We start from the raw sequence: 19,414 nt of genomic DNA on the forward strand, positions 1-19,414 counted from the left end.
TGGGTCGCTTACTCTTTCTAGCCTTTGGAGGCGACGTTGATCGTGATGGTGTCGATGCCACCATCGGCGACACCCCACGCGTCGAGGATCTTGCCGTAGGAGCCGTCATCGACCATGGACTGCAGGGCGGCCTGCACGGCCGCCGTCAGCTCGGATCCCTTGTCGACGGTGATTCCGTACGGCGCCGTGTCGAAGCTCTCGCCGGCGGGCTCCAGCTCGCCGTCGGCCTTGCTGATGGCGTAGAGAGTGACCGGCGAGTCGGCGCTGAGGGCATCGGCCTTGCCGAGCACGACCGCATTGGTCGCTTCGTCCTGGGAGCCGTAGGGCAGCACGTCGATGGGCTCCTTGCCGGCGGCGACGCAGGCCGCGTTCTTGGCGGGCAGCTCGTCGGTCTCTTCAACCGTGTTGTCCTGCACGGCGACGGTCAGACCGCAGGCATTGTCGGGGTCGACGGTGTTGCCAACGGGCGCGGCCCAAAGAATTCCGGCGTTGTAGTAGTTGACGAAGTCAACCTGTTTCTCGCGCTCGAGGTTGTCGGTGAAGGAGGATTCGCCAATGTCGACGGTGCCACCGGTGATGCTCGGGATGATGGTGTCGAACGACGCGATCTGATACTTGGTGGTGAGGCCGAGCTTGGCGGCGATACCGTCGGCGAGCTCGATACCCCAGCCGATCGGTGCACCGGACGGGTCCTTGAACTCGTTCGGCGGGTAGGCCGCGTCCGTTCCGACGACGAGTACCCCTGCACTTTTGATGTCCGCGGGGAGCAGCGCGACCGCGGCGGGATCCGCTTCAATGGTGCTTGCCGCATCGGGCGTCGTCGTGGCTGCAGGAGTGGAGTTGTCGACACAGCCGGTCAGCAGCACTACGGCAACGGCAGCGAATGCTGGAATAAGATATCGTGCGCGCATGGCACTTCCTTCTCTAGATGGTCGAAAATGCGCGAGTTCGCCGATGAACCCACACGCGGGTAAGACCTATCGAGCTTAGTGCACGCGCGGCGCGGTAAATTCGAGCGTTTACCCCACGGTGAAATTTTGACGAGCGGATGCGGCGGATCTATCGCACGAAACGTGCCCAACCGCAGACCGAACATTTTGTACACGCCGCCGGGTCGCTGGTCGAAGCCGAGGCCAAGGGATGCCACAGCAAGCCGGCGCTGCGGCATCCGTTTCGAAAACAGTCCTACTCGACTGCGGCTGCGAGCAGCGCGACGTAGTCTTTTAGGCCCCAGGACAACGACAGACCCGTGGGCGGGGAGACCGAGGCGATGAAGGCCGCGCCGACCGGGGATGCGACCGTGCCGGCCTGCACCTGCGGCATGGCCTGCGCGTAGCTCGCGGCAAGGAACGCGTCGGATTCCTCCGGGGTGGAACCGAAGTTCACCAGCAGGTCGCTGCCGAGCTGGTCGAGCTGTTCGTAGCTGAGCGTGTAATAGAAGCTCGCCTCGTCGGTTGCGAGCTCATCGACGGCGGGCGCGCTGACGAAGCCGAGGTCGAGGGTGAAATCGACGCGCGGGTCGTGCTTCTTGTAGACGTAGAAGGTGCCGGCGCTGTCACTCGTGAGGGCGATGGTCTTGCCGGCGAATTCGGGGTGCGCGGCGGCCTGGTCAGCGATTTCGGTGTCGATCGACGCGAGCAGGGCGGTTGCTTCGTCGGTCTTGCCGAGCGCGGTTCCGGTGATCTCGATCAGATCGCGCCACGGGGTGGCCCAGGCGTCGCCCGGGTAGGCGACAACGGGGGCGATCTTGCTGAGCAGGTCATATTCCTGCTCGGTGATGCCGGAGTAGGCGGCGAGAATCACGTCGGGGGCTGCTGCTGCGATGTCTTCATAGGGCGGCTCCTGGGTATCGGGCAGCACGAGGGGAATCTTTTCACCCTGGAGAGCCTCGGCGATCCACGGCAGCACGCCGTTCTCGTCGCCACCGTAGCTCTGGAACGGGATAGCCACCGGGATCACGCCGAGCGCGATCGCGTCGTCGGCGCTGCCCCATCCCCAGGCCACCACGCGGGCGGGCTGCGAGTCGATCGTGGTTTCACCGAAGGCATGCTCGATGGTGACGGGAAAGCTGCCGGATGCCGCGGCGTCGACAGGGGCAGCCGTATCGTTGGCGGCCGTGCAACCACTCAGGCCCAGGGCAAGGATGCTCGCTGCGGCAACAAGCGTGACGGTCAGGCGTCGGGACACGAATTTCTCCAGTCGTCGGGAGCGGGCGACAGGGTGCCCCGCCAATATAAGGTTAGCCTAACCTAATTTCTAATGTGCTGACGCTGAAGAGCAGGGACGTTCAGCCTCGGTGAGCCCGGCGGAACAAGTCCGTGGAACCGTCCGATCGGCACGACCATGGGCGCACCGCAGACCGGGTCGGACACAATCGTGGCGTCGAGGTCGAAGGCGTTGCGCACGATGTCGGCGTTGAGCGTCTCGGCGGGCGTTCCGTTGGCCACGATACGTCCGGCGCACATGACGACGAGGTGGTCGGCGTAGCGGGCGGCCAGGTTGAGGTCGTGCAGCACCATCACGACGGTCGTGCCGCGCTCACGGTTGCGCTCGAGCAGAAGGTCGAGCACCTCGATCTGGTGGGTCACGTCGAGAAACGTGGTCGGTTCGTCGAGCAGCAGAATCTCGGGGTCCTGCGCGAGCGCCATGGCGATCCAGACGCGCTGGCGCTGTCCGCCGGAGAGGTCTTCGAGGCGGCGCGCGGCGAGTTCGTGAGTGTTGGTGGCGGCCATTGCTGCGGCGACGATCGCGTCGTCGGTGCTCGACCACTGCCGAAACCACCCCTGGTGCGGGTAGCGGCCGCGGCTGATGAGGTCTGCCACGGTGATGCCGTCAGGTGCGATGGGCTGTTGCGGCAGCAGGCCCACGACGGTCGCGACCTTCTTTGCGGGGAGCGCGGCGATGTTGCGCCCGCCCAGGGTGACCTGGCCGGTATCCGGTTTCAGCAGGCGCGCGAGACCTTTGAGCAGGGTGGATTTGCCCGAGGCGTTGGCTCCGACGATGACCGTGACAGCACCTTGAACGATTTCAAGGTCGAGGTTTTCAATGATGGGTGTGTGGTCATAGCCGAGACTGACATTCTCGGCGCGCAGTAGGTGGGTCATCAGGCGCTCTTTCCGGTTGTGTTGCTGGTGGCGAGCAGCCAGAGCAGGTACGGGGCGCCGATGGCTCCCGTGATGATCCCGGCTGGTAGTTCGAGCTGCCCGGGCAGCAGGTGTTGGGCGGTGAAGTCGGCGACGGTCGTGATGAGCGCTCCGATAAGCGCCGTGGGAATCAGGGCCAGACCGCCGGTGCCGAGCAGGCGCCGGGCGATCGGTGCCGCCACGAACGCCACGAAGGCGAGCGGTCCGACGGCGGCGGTCGCCGTCGCGGCGAGCGCGACAGCGACCACGAGCAGCACGAGCCTGGTGCGTTCAGCACCGACGCCGAGGCTCGTGGCGAGGTCATCGCCGAGTTGCAGTACGCGCAGTCGGCCGCTCAGAATACGAATGACGGGCAGCAGCGCGAGTAACACGACGGCCACGACCGCGATGTCGTGCCATCCGGCGCCACTGACGCTGCCGACCAACCAGAGCAGGGCGCCCTGGGCGTCGTTGAGATCGGCGCGGGACAATAAGTAGCCGAGCAGGCCCTGCACCATGAACGCGACGCCAACGCCGATGAGCACGAAGCGGTCGCCGACCACGCCGCCGCGGCGCGCCAGCAGGTAGATGGCGCCGGCAACGATGCTGGCGCCGGCAAACGCAGCGAGGGAAGTGGCGACGCTTCCGAAACCGAGGATGAGCATGCCGAACACCGCGGCGGCGCTCGCTCCCCCGGTGACCCCGATGATGTCGGGGCTCGCGAGCGGATTGCGCAGCACGGTCTGGAACAGCGCGCCGGAGATCGCGAACGCTACCCCGACCAGCACGGCGAGGGTCAGCCGGGGTAAGCGCAGCGAGAGCACGATGAAGTTCTCGCTTTGGGTGCCCTGACCGGTGAGGGTGCGCAGTAGATCGGGCACGCTCAGCGAGTACGCGCCGACCGCCAGGCTGAGGGCGGCCACGAGAACGAGGGCACCGAGCAGCGCGAGCACGAGCCGCCGCTCGCGCCTGCTCTGCCGGGCGCGCGCGTAGCTGAGCGGCGCGACATCCGTTTGTATTTTACTGCGGGTGGTCATCACAGACCGGCCAGCTTCACACGGCGCACCAGGGCGATGAGTACCGGTGCCCCCAGGAACGCGACGACGAGGCCGGCCTCGATCTCCCCCGGCTGGGCGATGATGCGGCCGAGTACGTCCGCCGTGACGAGCAGGGTGGGCCCGAAGAAAGCGGAGAACGCGATGATGAGCCGGTAGTCGGGGCCGGTGATCCAGCGGGCCACGTGCGGCACGGCGAGGCCGACGAACACGATCGGACCGGCCATCGCGGTCGCCGAGCCACACAGCAGAACGATCGCGACGGCGCAGACGATGCGGGCAGTGACCAGATTCTGGCCGAGACCACGGGCGAGATCGTCGCCGAGAGCGAGGGTATTGAGCATGCGGGCCGCCACGATGGCGAGAATCGTCCCCACCAGGATGAACGGGGCCAACGGTAGGGCGGCGTCGAGGCCGCGGGCGACGAGTGAGCCGGCCGCCCAGAATCGGTAGCGGTCGAAAGCCTCGGAGTCGGCCAATAGCACGATCGTGATGAGCGAGGTGAACGCTGCCGTCAGCGCGGTTCCGGCGAGGGCGAGCTTCACCGGCGTCGCGCCTTCACGGCCGAGCGATCCGATCAGGTACACGATCGTTGCCGCAACGGCGGCGCCGGCGAAGGCTAACCAGACGTAGCCGAGCGAGGACGTCACGCCGAACCAGGCGATGCCGGCAACGACGAACAGGGAGGCTCCGGCATTGACGCCGAGTAGGCCGGGGTCGGCGAGCGGGTTGCGGGTGACGCCCTGCATGAGGGCGCCGGCCAGGCCGAGGGCGAGGCCGGCCAGTAGGCCCACGACCGTGCGCGGCACGCGCAGGTCGAGGATGACGGTGTGGTCGGTCAGGGTGCGGTTCGGGTTGAACAGCGCGCTCCACACGGTGCCCGGGGAGATCTCGCGGGTGCCGACAAGGAGTGACGCGGCGATGCTGAGCCCCAGCAGCACGAGGGCCATGATGAAGCCGATGACGACGCGACGCGGGTGAACGCGGGCCGGCGCCGGTGCAGCGGGTGCAGGTCGTTCGAGAGCCAGGGTCATTGAGCTGCGGACCGGCCCAGCCGCCAGTAACCCATGAAAGCCACCCGTGAACGGTCGATGCCGGTCTCGCTCACCAGAAAACGTCGAAGCAGTTTGATCATGCCGGATTCGCCTGCAAGCCAGGCGTAGAAACCGGTGCCGCTCCCGTTGTTCGGTGATTCCCAGAGCGGGTCGCAGTCCACGTCGACCTCGGCGAGCGGCTGCGCGTGTGCGGCGACCGCCAGATTGATGAGCGCGCCGTTGTCGGCGACCCAGTCGCGCACGGCTTCATCCAGGCGTTCTCCATGCGGCGCTTTGTTGCGGGCCAGCCACGTGATCTCGCAACCGGTCGGTAACACGAGGGGTAGAGCATCCGCTTCGACAGGCACTTCGATGAAGGCGCGGGCACGACGGCCAGCGGGCAGGCTCTCGAGGATGCTGCAGATAGCGGGGGCGGCGGATTCATCACCGGCCAGCAGCAGGTCGGTCGCGTGGGCCGGGTGCCAGTCGAGGCCGATCGCACGCTCCGGGCTGCGTTCGTCGGGGCCGACGATGACAACGTCACTCCCGATGGACGCAGCCTGCAGCCAGCGCGCGGCCGGCCCGAGGGCGCCGTGTCCGGCGTGGGTCACGAAATCCACATCGATTTCGCGCTGTTCGGGGCGCACTGCTCGAATCGTGTAGGTGCGAAGGGGGTTACGTTCGGCGTCGGGCAACGCACGCCAGCGGTCATACCAGGTGCCGTCGGCGCCGGCGCGATCATCATCTGCGCCGATATCACAGAGGCCGCAGCCGGGCAGCGGCAACACTATTTTGATGCGCTGGTCGAGCCCTGCAGTGCCGAAAGTATCGAACTGCGCACCGAAAAACGTCACCCGGGTGAAATGATCACTCAGCGAGCGGATGCCGACCACGGTGCCCCGGTAGGGCCGGTAAGCCGGGCGGTCAGTGACCGCCCGGGCTCCCAAGCCGGTCCGAATCGGTAAGGTAAGCATTACCTAAGTATGGCATGCCTTGCCTTACAGTGGGCTTTGCATAAGGACCCAGCATGGCCACCCGTCTCCCCCGGTTTCACTGCCCCGGTCTGATCGCCCCAGTTGCGACGCCCCGGTTTTCGACGCGCACGACTCTAGACTGAAATCATTGTGAAAAGTTACTGGACGCTCCTGCGCACACCCGGCGTGTCCCGCCTGATCGGCGCGCAGCTGACGGCCCGTTTTCCGTTCGGCATGCTCTCGCTCGCTTTTCTCATTCACATCGAGCAGATCTTTGATTCCTACGGCGCTGCGGGGCTGGTTCTCGGGGCAATGAGCATCGGTCAGGCCATCGCGGGCCCCCTCACCAGCCGTCTGATGGGACAGCTCGGCATGCGCCCGGTGATCATCGCGACCATGTTCATCTGCGCGGTGTCGATCGTCGTCATGGCGCTGGTTCCGCTGTCGGTGCTGAGCCTCATGCTCATCGGATTCGTGGCCGGCCTGTCAACGCCGCCGATTCAGCCGGCCGTGCGCACCATTTATCCCAAAATCGTCAACTCTCGCCAGCTCACCCCGCTGTTCTCACTCGACGCCTCGGCGCAGGAGATCATCTGGGTGCTCGGCCCCGTCATCGCGACCTTCGTGGCGCTCCAGGTTTCGACGACCGCGGGCATCCTGCTCGCCGCATTCTTTCTGGTCGCGGGCGGAATCTGGTTCGTCTCCCTTCCGGAGGTGGGGCGGGTGCGCATTCCGCGCAGCCGCCGCAAGCTCGGTGTGGTGCTGAAGAAGCCCGCAGTGCTGCTCAGCACTATCGTCGGGTTCACCCTCGTAGCCGCCTGCGCCGCCGTCGAAGCCGGAGTGGTCGCGGTGTTCGGGCACGGCAGCGCCGACGCTGGCTGGGTGCTGGGCATCTTCGCCATCGGCTCCCTGATCGGCGGGCTCGCGCTCGGCCATTCCCCGATCGGACCGTGGGCACTGGCCGCCCGCATGCTGATCGTCACGATCGGACTCGCCCTGGCGAGCCTGTGGCTCACCTTCTGGTGGCTGTCCCTGGCCTTGCTCGTGGCCGGGGTCGGCATCGCTCCAGCCTTCGCGGTCTTGTTCGGCATCGTCTCGGCGAGCGTGAAGTTCAGCGACACCGCCGAAGCCTACGGCTGGGTCGGTACCGGCCAGCTGATCGGCGCCGCTATGGGATCGGCCATCGCGGGCTTTTCCATCGACCACTCCGGACCGGTCTCCGCGATCTATGTCGCAGCGGGCTTCGCCGCCCTCGGCTGCATCATTCCCGCACTCGGTCGCCGCTGGCACCCCGACCTGCGCGGCCGGGATATCAGCCCCATCCCCGATACCGAGCCCATTCAGGTGCAGGTTTCCTAGCCCAGTTCTCCTAGCATGAAGGCATGAACTCACTCACCCTCAACGACGGCCACCTGATTCCCCAGCTCGGTCTCGGGGTGTACAAGGTAGCGGATGACCTGGCCGCCGAGACCGTGCAGGTCGCGCTCGACGCCGGGTACCGTCACGTCGACACCGCCGCGCTCTACGAGAACGAGGTCGGCGTCGGGCAGGGACTCACGCGTTCCGGCGTGCCTCGGGAAGACGTATTCGTGACGACCAAGGTCTGGAATGACCGCCACGGCTACGCCGAAACTGTGAAAGCCTTCGACGAGAGCCTCGCCAAGCTGGGCCTGGACTACGTCGACCTATACCTGATCCACTGGCCGGCCCCGAAGCAGAACCGCTATGTCGACACCTATCGCGCCCTCGAAGCGATCCGCGCCACGGGCCGGGCCCGCTCGATCGGCGTTTCCAATTTTCACCCGCACCACCTCGACCGGCTCCTGGCCGAGACCGAGGTCGTGCCCGTGCTCAACCAAGTGGAGTTGCACCCGTGGTTGCCGCAAACCAAGGTGCGCGTGTATGACGCGGCCCGCGGCATCCGGACCGAAGCGTGGTCACCCCTGGCCCGAGGGCGCGCGATCGGCAACCCGATCCTCGACGCGATCGGCGCCAGGCACGGCAAGTCGGCGGCGCAGATCGTGATCGCCTGGCACCTGTCGCTCGGCAACATTGTCATTCCCAAGTCGGTCACACCGGCGCGCATTCGCGCCAACATTGACGTGTTCGACATTGTGCTCGACCCGCAGGACCTTGCCGCGATTGCGGCACTCGACAGCGGCGAGCGCACCGGTAAGGACCCCGACGACCTCGACTGAGCGGCCGCGGGCCGAGCCCGGAACCGCGGGAGGTGGTCGCAGGCCCGACCGCTCATCAATCCATGTTGCAACCGGCATCGAACCAGTGACGGGGTTCCCGGTCTGCACAACGGGCCCCAGCCAAACGAGATACACAATGAATCAAAACCCGTAGACGGACCGTACTCCGTTCATAGTGGATTGCAAGGTTTGGTCATCACGGCTAGTGGTTCTCCCGCCGCTCTGCCGAATCACGTCATGCGCGGCGACTGCAGCCATGATCCTGCCGGCGGCCCACCAGCTGACTCCGCGGCCTGCGAGCTGCGTGCCTGCAGGCGCGATCGATCCGAAGCCGGCCTGTCGACAGCCGCCGCGACTCTGACGCATTGGAGTGACCGGCTGATCCCGGGCTCAACCGGGGCCGGTCGCATTCACCAGCGCGGGTGAATCTGCTCCCGCAGGAGCCGGTCGTAGATGTCCTGAACGCCCTCGTTGAAGGCGACGCCGAGCGGCTCGGCCATACCGGCCGCGGCATTGGCCTGCGCTTGCGCGACCGAGCGGGCTCCCGGGATGACGGCGCTCACGCCGTCGATCTGGGCGACCCAGGCCAGTGCGGCCTGCGCCGGGGTGAGGCCAGCCGGAGCCAGGGCAGCGAATTCGGTGGCGGCCTGCAGGCCGACCTCGAAGTCGACGCCGGAGAAGGTCTCACCGACGTCGAAGTGGCTGCCGTCGCGGTTGTAATTGCGGTGGTCGCTGTCGGCGAACACGGTCTCGCGGGAATATTTGCCGGTCAGCAGCCCGCTGGCCAGCGGAACCCGGGCGATGATACCGACTCCGGCGGCGCGCGCAGCCGGCAGCACCTCGTCGAGCGGCTTGAGCCGAAAAGCGTTCAGGATGATCTGCACCGTGGCGACGCCCGGGCGGCTGATCGCGGCGAGGGCCTGGTCGCAGGTCTCCACGCTCACACCATAATTTTTGATGACGCCCTCGCCAACGAGGGTGTCGAGCGCGTCGTAGACCTCACCGGATTCAAAGACCGCGCCTGGCGGGCAGTGCAGTTGCACGAGGTCGAGGGTGTCCATGCCGAGGTTGGTCCGCGACCGGTCGGTCCACTCGCGAAAATTGGCCAGCACGAAATTCTCCGGCAGCTGCTCGACCCGGCGACCCATTTTGGTGGCGACGGTGATTTCAGCACCGGAAGCGTCATTCGCAAGAAACTGCCCGATCAAACGCTCGCTGCGGCCGTCACCGTAGACATCCGCTGTGTCGAAGAAGGTGATTCCGGCATCAACGGATGCCGCGAGCACAGCAACCCCATCGGCGTCAGTCACGGCGCCCCAGTCACCCCCGAGCTGCCAGGTTCCGAGACTGATCACGGAAACAGTGCGGTCGGTTCTTCCGAGGATTCGTTTTTGCATGCCCCCAGCTTAGGCACGGGCGCCCCGTTTTGTGACGGCGGCGAAGCTACGGGCGCCACCCTCGCGACCGCAGCGCCGCATCAACGGCATCACGCACCCATTCCTTCGACGACCCCTTCCGCACCGTGATCACCATCCAGCCCGCCTCACGCAGATCGTGCAGGCGTTCGGCATCGCGGTTGTACTGCACGTCGTCGGTGCGGTGCTGCTCCCCGTCGTATTCCACCAAAACCTTATAGCGAAAGTAGACGAGGTCGCCGCGCACGCGTCGCTTACCGAGCGGCAGTGGAATATCCATGTTTGTTTCCGGTTCGGGAAACTCACACATCAGAAGAAACAGGCGCAGGAAAGTTTCCCGCCTGGATTCAACGCGAGGCCGAATCAGTGCCTCAGCCGCGCGCAATCGCAGGGCGCCCCGATGCCCCGCGTACTGCGCAACCCGCGCGGCGATCTCCACGGCCGTCGCAAGTCCAAGCTCGGCGCGCAGTAGATGATCTCCAGCGGCCACCAGATCGTTCAATTCCAGAACGGATGCCAACTGGCACCACGCCGAAATCGGCGCGAGCACCGGAATCCCGCCGACGGTGCCCACTCCAGGAAGATTCGCCACATGATGTCCGATGACCCCCGCTGCTCGCGGAGCCCGATCCGGGTCCACCACTGTCACGTGGATACGCAGGTCAGCCTCGAGTCCTGCTGGCAGAGGTACCCCGTACAGGCGGGCAGCAGTGGCATGGCTGAAAAAGGCGCCTGCAGGCATCCGTTGTTGAAATGCCCGGCAACGGTCTTGCAGGTTCTGAACGCTGCCACCCGCAACGCAGATTCCCCAGAACGGATGATCAACATCGCGCGACCGCAGGCGCTTAGCCGAGATGGCCGCTGCCAGCGCCTCGGCACAGGTGAACGCTCCGGACTCGAAGCCGGGAGGGAGGGAAGTTTGGATATGCATGGCCTGACAGTGCCACGGTCGGCGGCCGGCCCGGCAGTTATCCACAGGGTTGCAGGCAGTCCTCCGCGATCTCGCCCCGCAACCTCGCGTGAGCCACGCGAGATGCCACCTTTAGCCCGAAGAGCACTGCCCGACCCAGGCGAGATGCCACCTTTAGCCCCATGAGCACTGCCCGACCCAGGCGAGGCGCCACCTTTAGCCCCATGAAAGCTCACCATGGGGCCAAAAGTGGCACCTCACCAAGATCAAGGGACCAGAGATGGCACCTCGCGCCACCACTGGTGCGCGAGAGGGCGCCGGGCACGCGGGTGACGCTGTGCTACCGACTCCCGATGCGCTCCGCGATCAGCGGACCGCCGGTGTGCACGGGCTCCCCCGGATCATCGATGCGCCAGGCACCAGCAACGGCCTCGAGCGCCCGGGCGAACCGCGCCGGCTCGTCGGCACTGAGGGTGAAGAGCGGCTGGCCTTCGACGACGGTGTCACCGGGCTTGGCGTGCAGGTCGATTCCGGCGGCATGCTGCACGGGATCCTGCTTGCGCGCCCGGCCAGCCCCAAGCCGCCAGGCGCCGATGCCGAAGGGCAGTGCCTGCTGTTCGACCAGCACGCCGCTCCTCTCGGCGAGCACGACGTGGGTTTCGCGGGCGACCGGCAACGCGGCATCCGGGTCGCCGCCCTGCGCCCGAATCACCGCACGCCACTTATCCATGGCCCGGCCGTCCGTGAGGGCTGCTCCCACGTCGACGCCGGTGATTCCGGCCAGGGACAGCATCTCCTCGGCGAGAGCCACCGTGAGCTCGACCACGTCGGAAGGTCCGCCGCCGGCGAGCACCTCGACCGACTCACGCACCTCGTTGGCGTTACCGATCGCACGTCCCAGCGGCACGTTCATGTTGGTCAGCAGAGCGGATGTCGCCACCCCGGCATCTTCGCCGAGCTCCACCATCGTGCGGGCCAGTTCCCGCGACCGCTCGATGTCTTTGAGAAAGGCGCCGGAGCCGAACTTCACGTCGAGCACGAGCGCACGGGTGCCCTCGGCGATCTTCTTGGACATGATCGACGACGCGATCAGCGGAATCGACTCGACCGTGCCGGTGATGTCGCGCAGGGCGTAGAGCTTGCCGTCGGCCGGGGCCAGGCCGCTGCCGGCCGCGCACACCACGCCGCCGATCTCCTGCAACTGCTTCCGCATCTCAATGTTGGTGAGGTTGGCGCGCCAGCCCGGTATGGACTCGAGCTTGTCGAGGGTGCCGCCGGTGTGGCCGAGGCCACGGCCGGAGAGCTGTGGAACGGCCGCGCCGAACACCGCGACGAGCGGCATCAGCGGCAGGGTGATCTTGTCGCCGACACCGCCGGTGGAGTGCTTGTCGGTGGTCGGCTTGCCGAGGCCATCGAAGCTCATGCGTTCACCGCTCGCGAGCATGGCCATGGTGAGGGCGCGAATCTCGTGACGGCTCATGCCGTTCAGAAAGATGGCCATGGTCATGGCGGCCATCTGCTCGTCGCCGACAAAACCACGCGTGTAGGCGTCGATGAGCCAGTTGATCTGCGGCTCGCTGAGCTCACCGCGATCGCGCTTGGTGTGAATGAGGTCGACGGCGTCAAACGCTTCGATGGCGGTCATGGCGTGGACTCCTTGGCAGCGCGGTAGTCGGCGAGTTGGCGAGGCCCGAACGCATCCGGAAGCACCTCGTCGATGGTCTTGACCCCCGACACCGTTTCGAGCAGCATGCCCGGAGCGGAGTGTTCGTAGAGCAGCTGCCGGCAACGACCGCACGGCATGAGGATGTTGCCATTGCCGTCGACGCAGGTGAACGCGACGAGCTGGCCGCCGCCGCTGCGGTGCAGCGCCGACACCAGACCGCACTCGGCGCAGAGGGTGAGGCCGTAGGAGGCGTTCTCCACGTTGCATCCGCTGATGACTCGCCCGTCTGTGACGAGCGCGGCGACGCCGACCGGAAACTTCGAGTACGGCACGTAGGCCGTCTTCATGGCGGCGAGGGCGACCTCGCGCAGGGCGGCCCAGTCGACCAAGTCGGCCCCGGTCATGATTTTATATACGGTTTGCCGGATGCTGCCGGGCCCCGCGACTTGCCTACGAGGCCGGCCACGGCAAATATCGTCACGAGGTAGGGCAGCATGAGCATGAACTCGCTCGGCACGGGCGAACCGATAATGCTCAGCACGTTCTGCAGATTGCTCGCGAAGCCGAACAACAGAGCGGCGAGGGTGGCGCGGATGGGATCCCAGCGGCCGAAGATCACCGCGGCGAGGGCGATGAACCCGGCTCCGGCCGTCATCTCCTTGCCAAACGCTCCCACCGAGCCCAGGGTGAAGTAGGCGCCACCGAGACCCGCGATGGCGCCGGCCAGCGACACGTTCCAGAAGCGGGTGGCCGCCACATTGATGCCGACGGTATCGGCGGCCTGCGGATGTTCCCCCACGGCGCGGAGGCGCAGGCCCCACTTGGTGTGGAAAATACCGTAATACACCGCCGCAACGGACACGTACATGATGTACACGATGAGCGTCTGGCGAAAGAACACCGGTCCGATAACAGGGATTTCACTCAGCAGCGGGATGTTGATGCGGTCGAAGCGCGGAGGCTGGTTGAGCCGGTCCGAGTTCGGAGCCAGAAGCTGCGAGAACAGAAAGCCGGTGAAGCCCGTGACGAGCACATTGAGCACGACACCGACAATAACCTGGTCGACGAAATACTTGATGGAGAACGCAGCGAGCACGAATGAAACGAGCACGCCGGCGGCCATGGCGGCGAACAGGCCGGCGATGGCCGAACCGGTGAGCGAGGCCACGAGTGCTGACGTGAAAGCACCGGCGAGCAGCTGGCCCTCGATAGCGACATTGACCACGCCGACGCGCTCAGAAATGACTCCGCCAAGGGCGCCGAAGATCAGCGGAACGGCGAGGCTGAGCGAGCCGAACAACAGGCCGGGAACCGGGATGGTGTTTCCCGCGGATGCCCAGGCCAAAAAGCCGACCAGGAAAAGGAACGCGAACACACTGATCGACCAGATCGGCGTCTTCTTCGACGAGCGCACGAGCCACGAGCTCCAGCCGGTGATCAGGGCGAGGAGGAGGGTGACGACGATGCCGGTGGCCCGCGTCGGCAGCTCGACCTCGGGCAGCTGGAGGAGGTCGGTCGAGGTCGAGAGACGCATGGTGCTTATCCCGTCCCTGGCGAAAACGACGAGCAGCAGGATGCCAAGGGCCGTGAAGATCGCGAGGGCGATCGGTGCTTTCCAGCTCACCAGGGTCGTGTCCCCGCTCAGGGCTGACGGGGTGCGTGGAACGCTGGGGGCAATGACGCTCATTTAGCTGCCGCCTCTTTGGTGATGATGGGCCGTTGGCGGCGGGGAAGGGCGCCGGGTGTGGGCAGACGGAAGATAGTGCGCACGAGCGGCGGCGCGGCGATGAAGAGCACGATGAGGGACTGCACCACGAGCACAATGTCAATCGGCACGCCCTCGGCGGCCTGCATCGAGAACCCACCGGCCTTGAAAGCACCGAAGAGGATGCCGGCGGCGAAGACACCCCACGGTTTGGAACGACCGAGCAGGGCGACCGTGATCGCGTCGAAGCCGATTCCGGAGTCGATTCCGGCGCCGAAACCGCTCGTCGTGGTACCGAGCACCTGGTTGATTCCGGCCAGTCCGACGAGGCCACCGGAGAACAACATGGCGTAGACGTACATGCGCTGCACGCTGATGCCCGCGACCCGCGCGGCGTTGGGGTTCTCACCCACGGCGCGAAACTGGAAGCCAATGTTGGAGCGGCTGAGTAGCCACCAGGTGAACACCGTCGCACCGATCACCAGCACGAAGCCGAAGTGCAGATTGTAGTTTGGTCCGAGCAGGTCGGGAAAGATAGCGGTCGGTTGAGTGGCGGGGCTCTGCGGGTTGTTCGAGCCGGGTGTCTTGAGAAACCCGTCGCGCAGGAGGTAGCTGACGAGGTAGAAAGCAACGTAGTTGAGCATGATGGTCGTGATCACTTCGTGGGCGCCGGTACGGGCCTTCAATAGGCCCACCAGACCGCCCCAGAGCGCGCCGCCGAGGATGCCAGCCACAAGCGCGGCAACGAGGTGGATGCCGTAGGGCAGGTCGACGGCGAAGGCTACCCAGCCGCCAATGGCCGCGGCGATGAGCATCTGCCCGCGCCCACCGATGTTGAACAAGCCCACCCGGAAGCCGAGGGCCACGCCGAGCCCCGCCGCGATCAGCGGCGTGGCGAAGGTGAGCGTCTCCGTGAGGGGCTTGATGCCGTCGGCGAAATCGGGGCGGCGAAAGTTGTAAATCGACCCTTGGAACAGGGCGGAGTACGCACCGCTCACGGCCTGCCAGATGGCGGAGACGGTATCAGCGGGGCGCGAGAAAAAGTAGCCGGACGCGGCCTGCACGTCTTTATTGGTGAACGCGATCATCACCGCGCCCACCACGAGTGCGAGCAGGACGGCGAGCACCGAGATGAGGGCGCTCCCCGTGGTGATTTCCCGGAATGCGTTGTGCCAGCGCGACTGTTCCGGCGTGTGGGGAGCTGGGCCGCGCGTCGTGGAGTCGGGAGTGCCTGCTGCTGGGGTGCTCGGGGCGGGAGTCTGACTGTCGCTCATGCGGCAGCTCCTTCTGTACGTGGCGTGTCGGTGTCGGGCGTATTCGTGGGACCGGCCGGGTTGGGCACTTCGCCGGCCATCATGAGCCCGAGCACGGAGCGAGGGGTCAGGCCGGGCACGATACCGACGATGCGACCGCGGTACATAACCATGATGCGGTCGGCCAGTGCCGCCACCTCGTCGAGCTCGGTGGAGATCACGATGACCGGCGTGCCCGCATCCCGGGTGGCAACGATGCGATCGTGCACGAACTCGATGGAACCCACGTCAAGCCCACGGGTGGGCTGGGCGGCGATGAACAGGCGCAGGGAGCGGCTGAGCTCGCGGGCGAGCACGACCTTCTGCTGGTTGCCGCCGGAGAGTCGAGCGACGGGAGTGTCGATTCCCTGCGACCGCACGTCGAACTCGGCGACTTTCTCGGTGGCGAAGCGGGAGAGGTACTCGAGCTGTACGTTGAAACGCTTGACGAACGGCTCGGTGTGCGAGCGGTCGAGCATGAGGTTCTCGGCGATGGTGAACTCGCCGACCAGGCCATCTTCGGTTCGGTCCTCCGGCACGAAGCCAACGCCGGCATCGAGCACTTGACGTACCGTGCGGCCGCGCAGGCTTACGCCGTCGAGGGTGATCCCGCCGGTGACCCGCGGCTGGAGCCCCATCAGGGCCTCGGTCAGTTCAGTCTGGCCGTTTCCCTGCACCCCGGCAATGGCGAGGATCTCGCCGACAGCGACCGTGAAGCTCACATCGTCGACGACGACGTGGCCCAGCGCATCGTGCACCGTGAGGTTGGTCACGACCAGGGCCGCCTCACCGGGCGCGGCCTCGGTCTTCTCCACGGTGAGGTCGACCGCGCGGCCCACCATCAGCGTGGCCAATTCCTCGTTGCTCGCGGTAGGGCTGGCTTCGCCCACGACCGCGCCGAGGCGGATGACCGTGATACGGTCGGCGACTTCGCGCACTTCCCGCAGTTTGTGCGTAATGAAGACGATGGACGTGCCCGTGCTCTTCAACTGGCGCATGATCGCCATGAGCTCATCGGTCTCCTGCGGGGTGAGCACGGCAGTGGGCTCGTCGAAAACGAGCACCTTCGCGTCCCGGGAGAGCGCCTTGATGATCTCTACCCGCTGCTGCACGCCAACGGGCAGGTCTTCCACGAGCGCGTCGGGGTCAACGTCGAATCCGAACCGTTCCGAGATCTCACGCACGCGCTTGCGGGCGGCGGGAAGATCGAGGCGGCCGCCGGAGCGCGTTTCCTCGTGTCCGAGCATCACGTTCTCGGCGACGGTAAAGACGGGGATGAGCATGAAATGCTGGTGCACCATCCCGATGCCCGCGTTCATGGCGTCTCCGGGCCCGCTGAAGTGCTGGGCCACACCGTCGAGCAGGATCTCGCCCTCTTCGGCCCGGTACAGGCCGTAGAGCACGTTCATCAGGGTGGATTTGCCGGCGCCGTTCTCGCCGAGCAGCGCGTGAATTTCACCAGCCTCGACGGTGAGGCTGATTCGGTCATTGGCAACCAGGGCGCCGAACCTCTTGGTGATGCCGCGGAGTTCGAGCTTCATGAGTCCAATTCTATTGAGCGGACGCCGCCAGCAACGCGGCGACTCAGTTCAGCGGGGCCGGGTGACGAGGAGACTCTGTCGCACCGGCACCCGCGGTCGGGAACGCGGAACGACGCCGGGGAGGCCAGCGTGAGCTGTCCTCCCCGGCGTCGTCGGTGTTTTACTTCGGTGTGGCGGGTGACTCGACCACGATCGCGCCGCTGATGATGTCGGCGGTAATGGCGTCGATCTCGGTCATGATTGCCGGGTCGACCTTGGACTCCCACTCGTGCAGGGGCGCGAGGAGCACTCCCTTGTTCTCCAGGGTGCCGACGTAAGCCTCCGAGGTGTAGTCACCCTTGGAGGCGTCCACGGTGATCCTCTTGGCGGCATCCGTCATCTGCTTCATGACCGAGGTGAGGTACATGGAGGCGAACTCGGGCGAAGTCTCGAAGAGGTCGGAGTCGACGCCGATGATGGCGACGTCCTTGCCGGAATCTTGGATTGCCTGCGCGGTGCCCTGGAAGAGCGGTCCGGCGACGGGCAGGATGATGTCAGCGCCCGCGTCGATGAGGCCCTGGCTGATGGTCTTGCCCTTGGCGATGTCGTCGAAGCTGCCTGCAAACAAGCCCGCTTGCGCGGCCTTGTCCCAGCCGAGAACCTTGACGTCTGCGCCCTTGACCTCGTTGTAGTGCGCGACGCCGTCGACGAAGCCGTCCATGAAGATGGTGACGGAGGGGAACTGCTGTCCGCCGTAGGTGCCGACGGTTCCGGTCTTGGTGGTGCCGGCGGCGAGGTAGCCCGCGAGGTAGGCGGCCTGGGCGGTGTCGTAGAGCACCGGCTTCACGTTGTCGAGCACGAGCGGACTGAAGTCATCGTTGGAGATCGCCGAGTCGATCAGCGCAAACTGCACGTCGGGGTTGGCTTTGGCCGCATCGCGGGTGGCGTTGGCCAGCGCAAACCCTACGTCGAGGATGAAGTTGCAGCCCTGATCGACCATGCTGCTCACGTTGCTCACGTACTGGTCGGCCGACTTGGATTCCGCCTGCTTGAACTCCACGCCGATTTCGTCGGCGGCCTGGCTTATGCCCTCAAAGCTCGACTGGTTGAACGACTTGTCGTCGAAGCCTCCGAAGTCCGACACGATGCAGGGCAGAAAGTCGCTGGCGGCGGCAGAGTTGGTGTTGTCGGTCGTAGCGGGCGCCTGAGCACAGGCGGCCAGCATCGCCACGGTACCGAACATTGCAAGACCGGCAAGTGCGGCCTTACGGGTCGAAATTGTCAAGAGGACCTCCAGGGTGCTGCCCAGCGAGATCGCACGGGCGTGGTGCGATCCACGTTACCCAATGTGACGGTGCGCGGATGAGCATTGTGGGTGCGCGCGCGAGTCGTTACCAAGCCGCGACATTGCCGAGACGACTTTCCCCCTATTGGGGTGTGCTGGGGCCTTCTACGGCGATGATCCCGGCTACGATCGCGGCTCTGATCTGGTCGAGCTCGGCACTCAGTTCAGGCGTGACCCGCGAGGCCAGGTCGTGGAAGTCGGCGATCTCGACGCCGCCGTTCTTCAACGTACCCACGAAAGCCGTGTTGTCGAAGGTACCGTCAAGGTCGGACCCGATGGTTTCCACAACAGCGGCCGAAGTGTTCTTCAGCACACTCGTGAGTACGACGGACTGGAATTGTGCCGGCAAGGTGACATAGCCATCGTTATCGACCCAAATAATAGAGACTCCCGGTGTTTCAACGGCGGCGGCGGCGGCGCCCTGCCCAACCTGGCCGGCCACCGGCAAAATGATGTCAGCGCCCTGGTCGATGAACGCCTGGGCAAAGGCCTTGCCCTTGTTGACGTCTTCGAAATCGCCGGTGAAGCTGCCGTCCTGGGTGTCCTTGTTCCAGCCGAGCACCTGCACCGCAGCTGTGTGCTTATCGTTGTACATGGCGACGCCGTCGACGAAACCGTCCATGAACAGGGTGACGGGCGGCTGGTTGCCACCACCGAACGTGGCCACAATGCCGGTCTTGCTCACGCCGGCCGCAAGGTAGCCGGCCAGAAAGGACGCCTGCGCGGTGTCGAAGACGATCGGTTTCACGTTGGGCGCATCGACGACCTCGTCGACGATCGCGAAGTGTACGTCGGGGTTGGCCGTCGCCTCGGCGAGCGTGGCATCGGCGAGTTCAAAGCCGACGGTGAGAACGAACTGGCATCCGGTCGCAACGGCCTGACTCACATTGGGTGCCAGATCGGTCTCCGACGTCGACACGATCGCCTCGGTATCGATACTGTACTTCGTCGCCGCCTCCTGCAGCCCTTCCCAGCTGGACTGGTTGAAGGACCGGTCGTCGAGACCACCCGAGTTCGTGACCATACGGGCGCAGTAGTCCGGCGCTGTTGCATCCGTTGTCGCGGTCGGTGTCGGCGCCTGCGCGCAACCGGCCAGCAGCAGAGCGGATGCCGCGAGAGCAGAAACAGCAATCAAGTGACGCATAAAGACACTCCCTTTAGCATGAACTGGAATTCTA

The 19,414-nt window shown here is 65.7% G+C and carries 17 protein-coding genes; 2 read left to right on the forward strand and 15 right to left on the reverse strand.

The genetic code is table 11. The annotated features are described in order from the left end of the window. Positions 1 to 17: 17 nt before the first annotated feature. The 6 genes from CXY83_RS15710 to CXY83_RS15735 form a co-directional block, all read right to left on the reverse strand. The gene (locus tag CXY83_RS15710) at positions 18 to 911 is read right to left on the reverse strand and encodes an ABC transporter substrate-binding protein (RefSeq protein ID WP_104198251.1); all 894 of its coding nucleotides are present in this window, start codon (positions 909 to 911) and stop codon (positions 18 to 20) included. Positions 912 to 1,185: 274 nt separating this feature from the next. Next, complete coding sequence (locus CXY83_RS15715; protein ID WP_104198252.1) at positions 1,186 to 2,187, reverse strand: iron-siderophore ABC transporter substrate-binding protein; 1,002 nt, start codon at positions 2,185 to 2,187, stop codon at positions 1,186 to 1,188. Positions 2,188 to 2,249: 62 nt separating this feature from the next. Beyond that, on the reverse strand, positions 2,250 to 3,104 hold the full coding sequence (locus CXY83_RS15720; RefSeq protein WP_104198253.1) for an ABC transporter ATP-binding protein: 855 nt from the start codon (positions 3,102 to 3,104) through the stop codon (positions 2,250 to 2,252). Then, the gene (locus CXY83_RS15725) at positions 3,104 to 4,159 is read right to left on the reverse strand and encodes an iron chelate uptake ABC transporter family permease subunit (RefSeq protein ID WP_104198254.1); all 1,056 of its coding nucleotides are present in this window, start codon (positions 4,157 to 4,159) and stop codon (positions 3,104 to 3,106) included. Before CXY83_RS15725 ends, CXY83_RS15720 begins: the two co-directional genes overlap by 1 nt. Beyond that, on the reverse strand, positions 4,159 to 5,211 hold the full coding sequence (locus CXY83_RS15730) for an iron ABC transporter permease (protein ID WP_104198255.1): 1,053 nt from the start codon (positions 5,209 to 5,211) through the stop codon (positions 4,159 to 4,161). Before CXY83_RS15730 ends, CXY83_RS15725 begins: the two co-directional genes overlap by 1 nt. Next, positions 5,208 to 6,185, reverse strand: a complete 978-nt coding sequence (locus CXY83_RS15735) for a siderophore-interacting protein (RefSeq protein WP_104198256.1) — start codon at positions 6,183 to 6,185, stop codon at positions 5,208 to 5,210. The genes CXY83_RS15730 and CXY83_RS15735 overlap by 4 nt, the downstream gene beginning before the upstream one ends. Before the next feature lie 150 nt (positions 6,186 to 6,335). Between CXY83_RS15735 and CXY83_RS15740 the strand changes: the two genes are divergently transcribed. Together CXY83_RS15740 and CXY83_RS15745 are read left to right on the forward strand one after the other, a co-directional pair. Further along, positions 6,336 to 7,544, forward strand: coding sequence for an MFS transporter (locus CXY83_RS15740; protein ID WP_104198257.1), 1,209 nt, complete (start codon positions 6,336 to 6,338; stop codon positions 7,542 to 7,544). 23 nt (positions 7,545 to 7,567) lie between these two features. Beyond that, positions 7,568 to 8,383: an aldo/keto reductase gene (locus CXY83_RS15745; protein WP_104198258.1), complete on the forward strand. Its 816-nt coding sequence runs from the start codon at positions 7,568 to 7,570 to the stop codon at positions 8,381 to 8,383. Positions 8,384 to 8,793: 410 nt separating this feature from the next. Here the strand turns inward: CXY83_RS15745 and CXY83_RS15750 are convergent, their stop codons facing one another. The 9 genes from CXY83_RS15750 to CXY83_RS15790 all read right to left on the reverse strand — a co-directional run bounded on the left by CXY83_RS15750 (position 8,794) and on the right by CXY83_RS15790 (position 19,380). Beyond that, on the reverse strand, positions 8,794 to 9,780 hold the full coding sequence (locus tag CXY83_RS15750; protein WP_104198259.1) for an aldo/keto reductase: 987 nt from the start codon (positions 9,778 to 9,780) through the stop codon (positions 8,794 to 8,796). A gap of 46 nt (positions 9,781 to 9,826) precedes the next feature. Continuing rightward, positions 9,827 to 10,729 (reverse strand): DUF559 domain-containing protein, encoded by a 903-nt coding sequence (locus tag CXY83_RS17485; protein ID WP_146069960.1) that lies wholly within the window; start codon positions 10,727 to 10,729, stop codon positions 9,827 to 9,829. A gap of 319 nt (positions 10,730 to 11,048) precedes the next feature. Continuing rightward, a complete protein-coding gene (locus CXY83_RS15760; protein WP_104198261.1) occupies positions 11,049 to 12,353 on the reverse strand; it encodes a thymidine phosphorylase in 1,305 nt (434 codons plus the stop codon). Then, positions 12,350 to 12,778, reverse strand: a complete 429-nt coding sequence (locus CXY83_RS15765; protein WP_104198262.1) for a cytidine deaminase — start codon at positions 12,776 to 12,778, stop codon at positions 12,350 to 12,352. The genes CXY83_RS15760 and CXY83_RS15765 overlap by 4 nt, the downstream gene beginning before the upstream one ends. Continuing rightward, positions 12,775 to 14,061: an ABC transporter permease gene (locus tag CXY83_RS15770; RefSeq protein ID WP_104198263.1), complete on the reverse strand. Its 1,287-nt coding sequence runs from the start codon at positions 14,059 to 14,061 to the stop codon at positions 12,775 to 12,777. Before CXY83_RS15770 ends, CXY83_RS15765 begins: the two co-directional genes overlap by 4 nt. Next, the gene (locus tag CXY83_RS15775; RefSeq protein ID WP_104198264.1) at positions 14,058 to 15,353 is read right to left on the reverse strand and encodes an ABC transporter permease; all 1,296 of its coding nucleotides are present in this window, start codon (positions 15,351 to 15,353) and stop codon (positions 14,058 to 14,060) included. The genes CXY83_RS15770 and CXY83_RS15775 overlap by 4 nt, the downstream gene beginning before the upstream one ends. Next, entirely contained in the window at positions 15,350 to 16,912 is a 1,563-nt protein-coding gene (locus CXY83_RS15780) for an ABC transporter ATP-binding protein (RefSeq protein ID WP_104198265.1), read from the reverse strand. Before CXY83_RS15780 ends, CXY83_RS15775 begins: the two co-directional genes overlap by 4 nt. 160 nt (positions 16,913 to 17,072) lie before the next feature. Further along, a complete protein-coding gene (locus CXY83_RS15785; protein WP_104198266.1) occupies positions 17,073 to 18,176 on the reverse strand; it encodes a BMP family protein in 1,104 nt (367 codons plus the stop codon). Positions 18,177 to 18,318: 142 nt separating this feature from the next. Then, a complete protein-coding gene (locus CXY83_RS15790; protein WP_104198267.1) occupies positions 18,319 to 19,380 on the reverse strand; it encodes a BMP family protein in 1,062 nt (353 codons plus the stop codon). Positions 19,381 to 19,414: the final 34 nt, after the last annotated feature.

Source organism: Cryobacterium sp. M15 (assembly GCF_002929675.1).
Lineage (GTDB): Bacteria > Actinomycetota > Actinomycetes > Actinomycetales > Microbacteriaceae > Cryobacterium > Cryobacterium lyxosi.

Coding starts and splice junctions, on each gene's coding strand:
- CXY83_RS15735 (WP_104198256.1), bottom strand. CDS start 6,185: ATGCTTACCTTACCGATTCGGACCGGCTTGGGAGCCCGGGCGGTCACT.
- CXY83_RS15765 (WP_104198262.1), bottom strand. CDS start 12,778: ATGACCGGGGCCGACTTGGTCGACTGGGCCGCCCTGCGCGAGGTCGCC.
- CXY83_RS15775 (WP_104198264.1), bottom strand. CDS start 15,353: ATGAGCGACAGTCAGACTCCCGCCCCGAGCACCCCAGCAGCAGGCACT.
- CXY83_RS15730 (WP_104198255.1), bottom strand. CDS start 5,211: ATGACCCTGGCTCTCGAACGACCTGCACCCGCTGCACCGGCGCCGGCC.
- CXY83_RS15760 (WP_104198261.1), bottom strand. CDS start 12,353: ATGACCGCCATCGAAGCGTTTGACGCCGTCGACCTCATTCACACCAAG.
- CXY83_RS15725 (WP_104198254.1), bottom strand. CDS start 4,159: ATGACCACCCGCAGTAAAATACAAACGGATGTCGCGCCGCTCAGCTAC.
- CXY83_RS15790 (WP_104198267.1), bottom strand. CDS start 19,380: ATGCGTCACTTGATTGCTGTTTCTGCTCTCGCGGCATCCGCTCTGCTG.
- CXY83_RS17485 (WP_146069960.1), bottom strand. CDS start 10,729: ATGCATATCCAAACTTCCCTCCCTCCCGGCTTCGAGTCCGGAGCGTTC.
- CXY83_RS15750 (WP_104198259.1), bottom strand. CDS start 9,780: ATGCAAAAACGAATCCTCGGAAGAACCGACCGCACTGTTTCCGTGATC.
- CXY83_RS15770 (WP_104198263.1), bottom strand. CDS start 14,061: ATGAGCGTCATTGCCCCCAGCGTTCCACGCACCCCGTCAGCCCTGAGC.
- CXY83_RS15780 (WP_104198265.1), bottom strand. CDS start 16,912: ATGAAGCTCGAACTCCGCGGCATCACCAAGAGGTTCGGCGCCCTGGTT.
- CXY83_RS15745 (WP_104198258.1), top strand. CDS start 7,568: ATGAACTCACTCACCCTCAACGACGGCCACCTGATTCCCCAGCTCGGT.
- CXY83_RS15720 (WP_104198253.1), bottom strand. CDS start 3,104: ATGACCCACCTACTGCGCGCCGAGAATGTCAGTCTCGGCTATGACCAC.
- CXY83_RS15710 (WP_104198251.1), bottom strand. CDS start 911: ATGCGCGCACGATATCTTATTCCAGCATTCGCTGCCGTTGCCGTAGTG.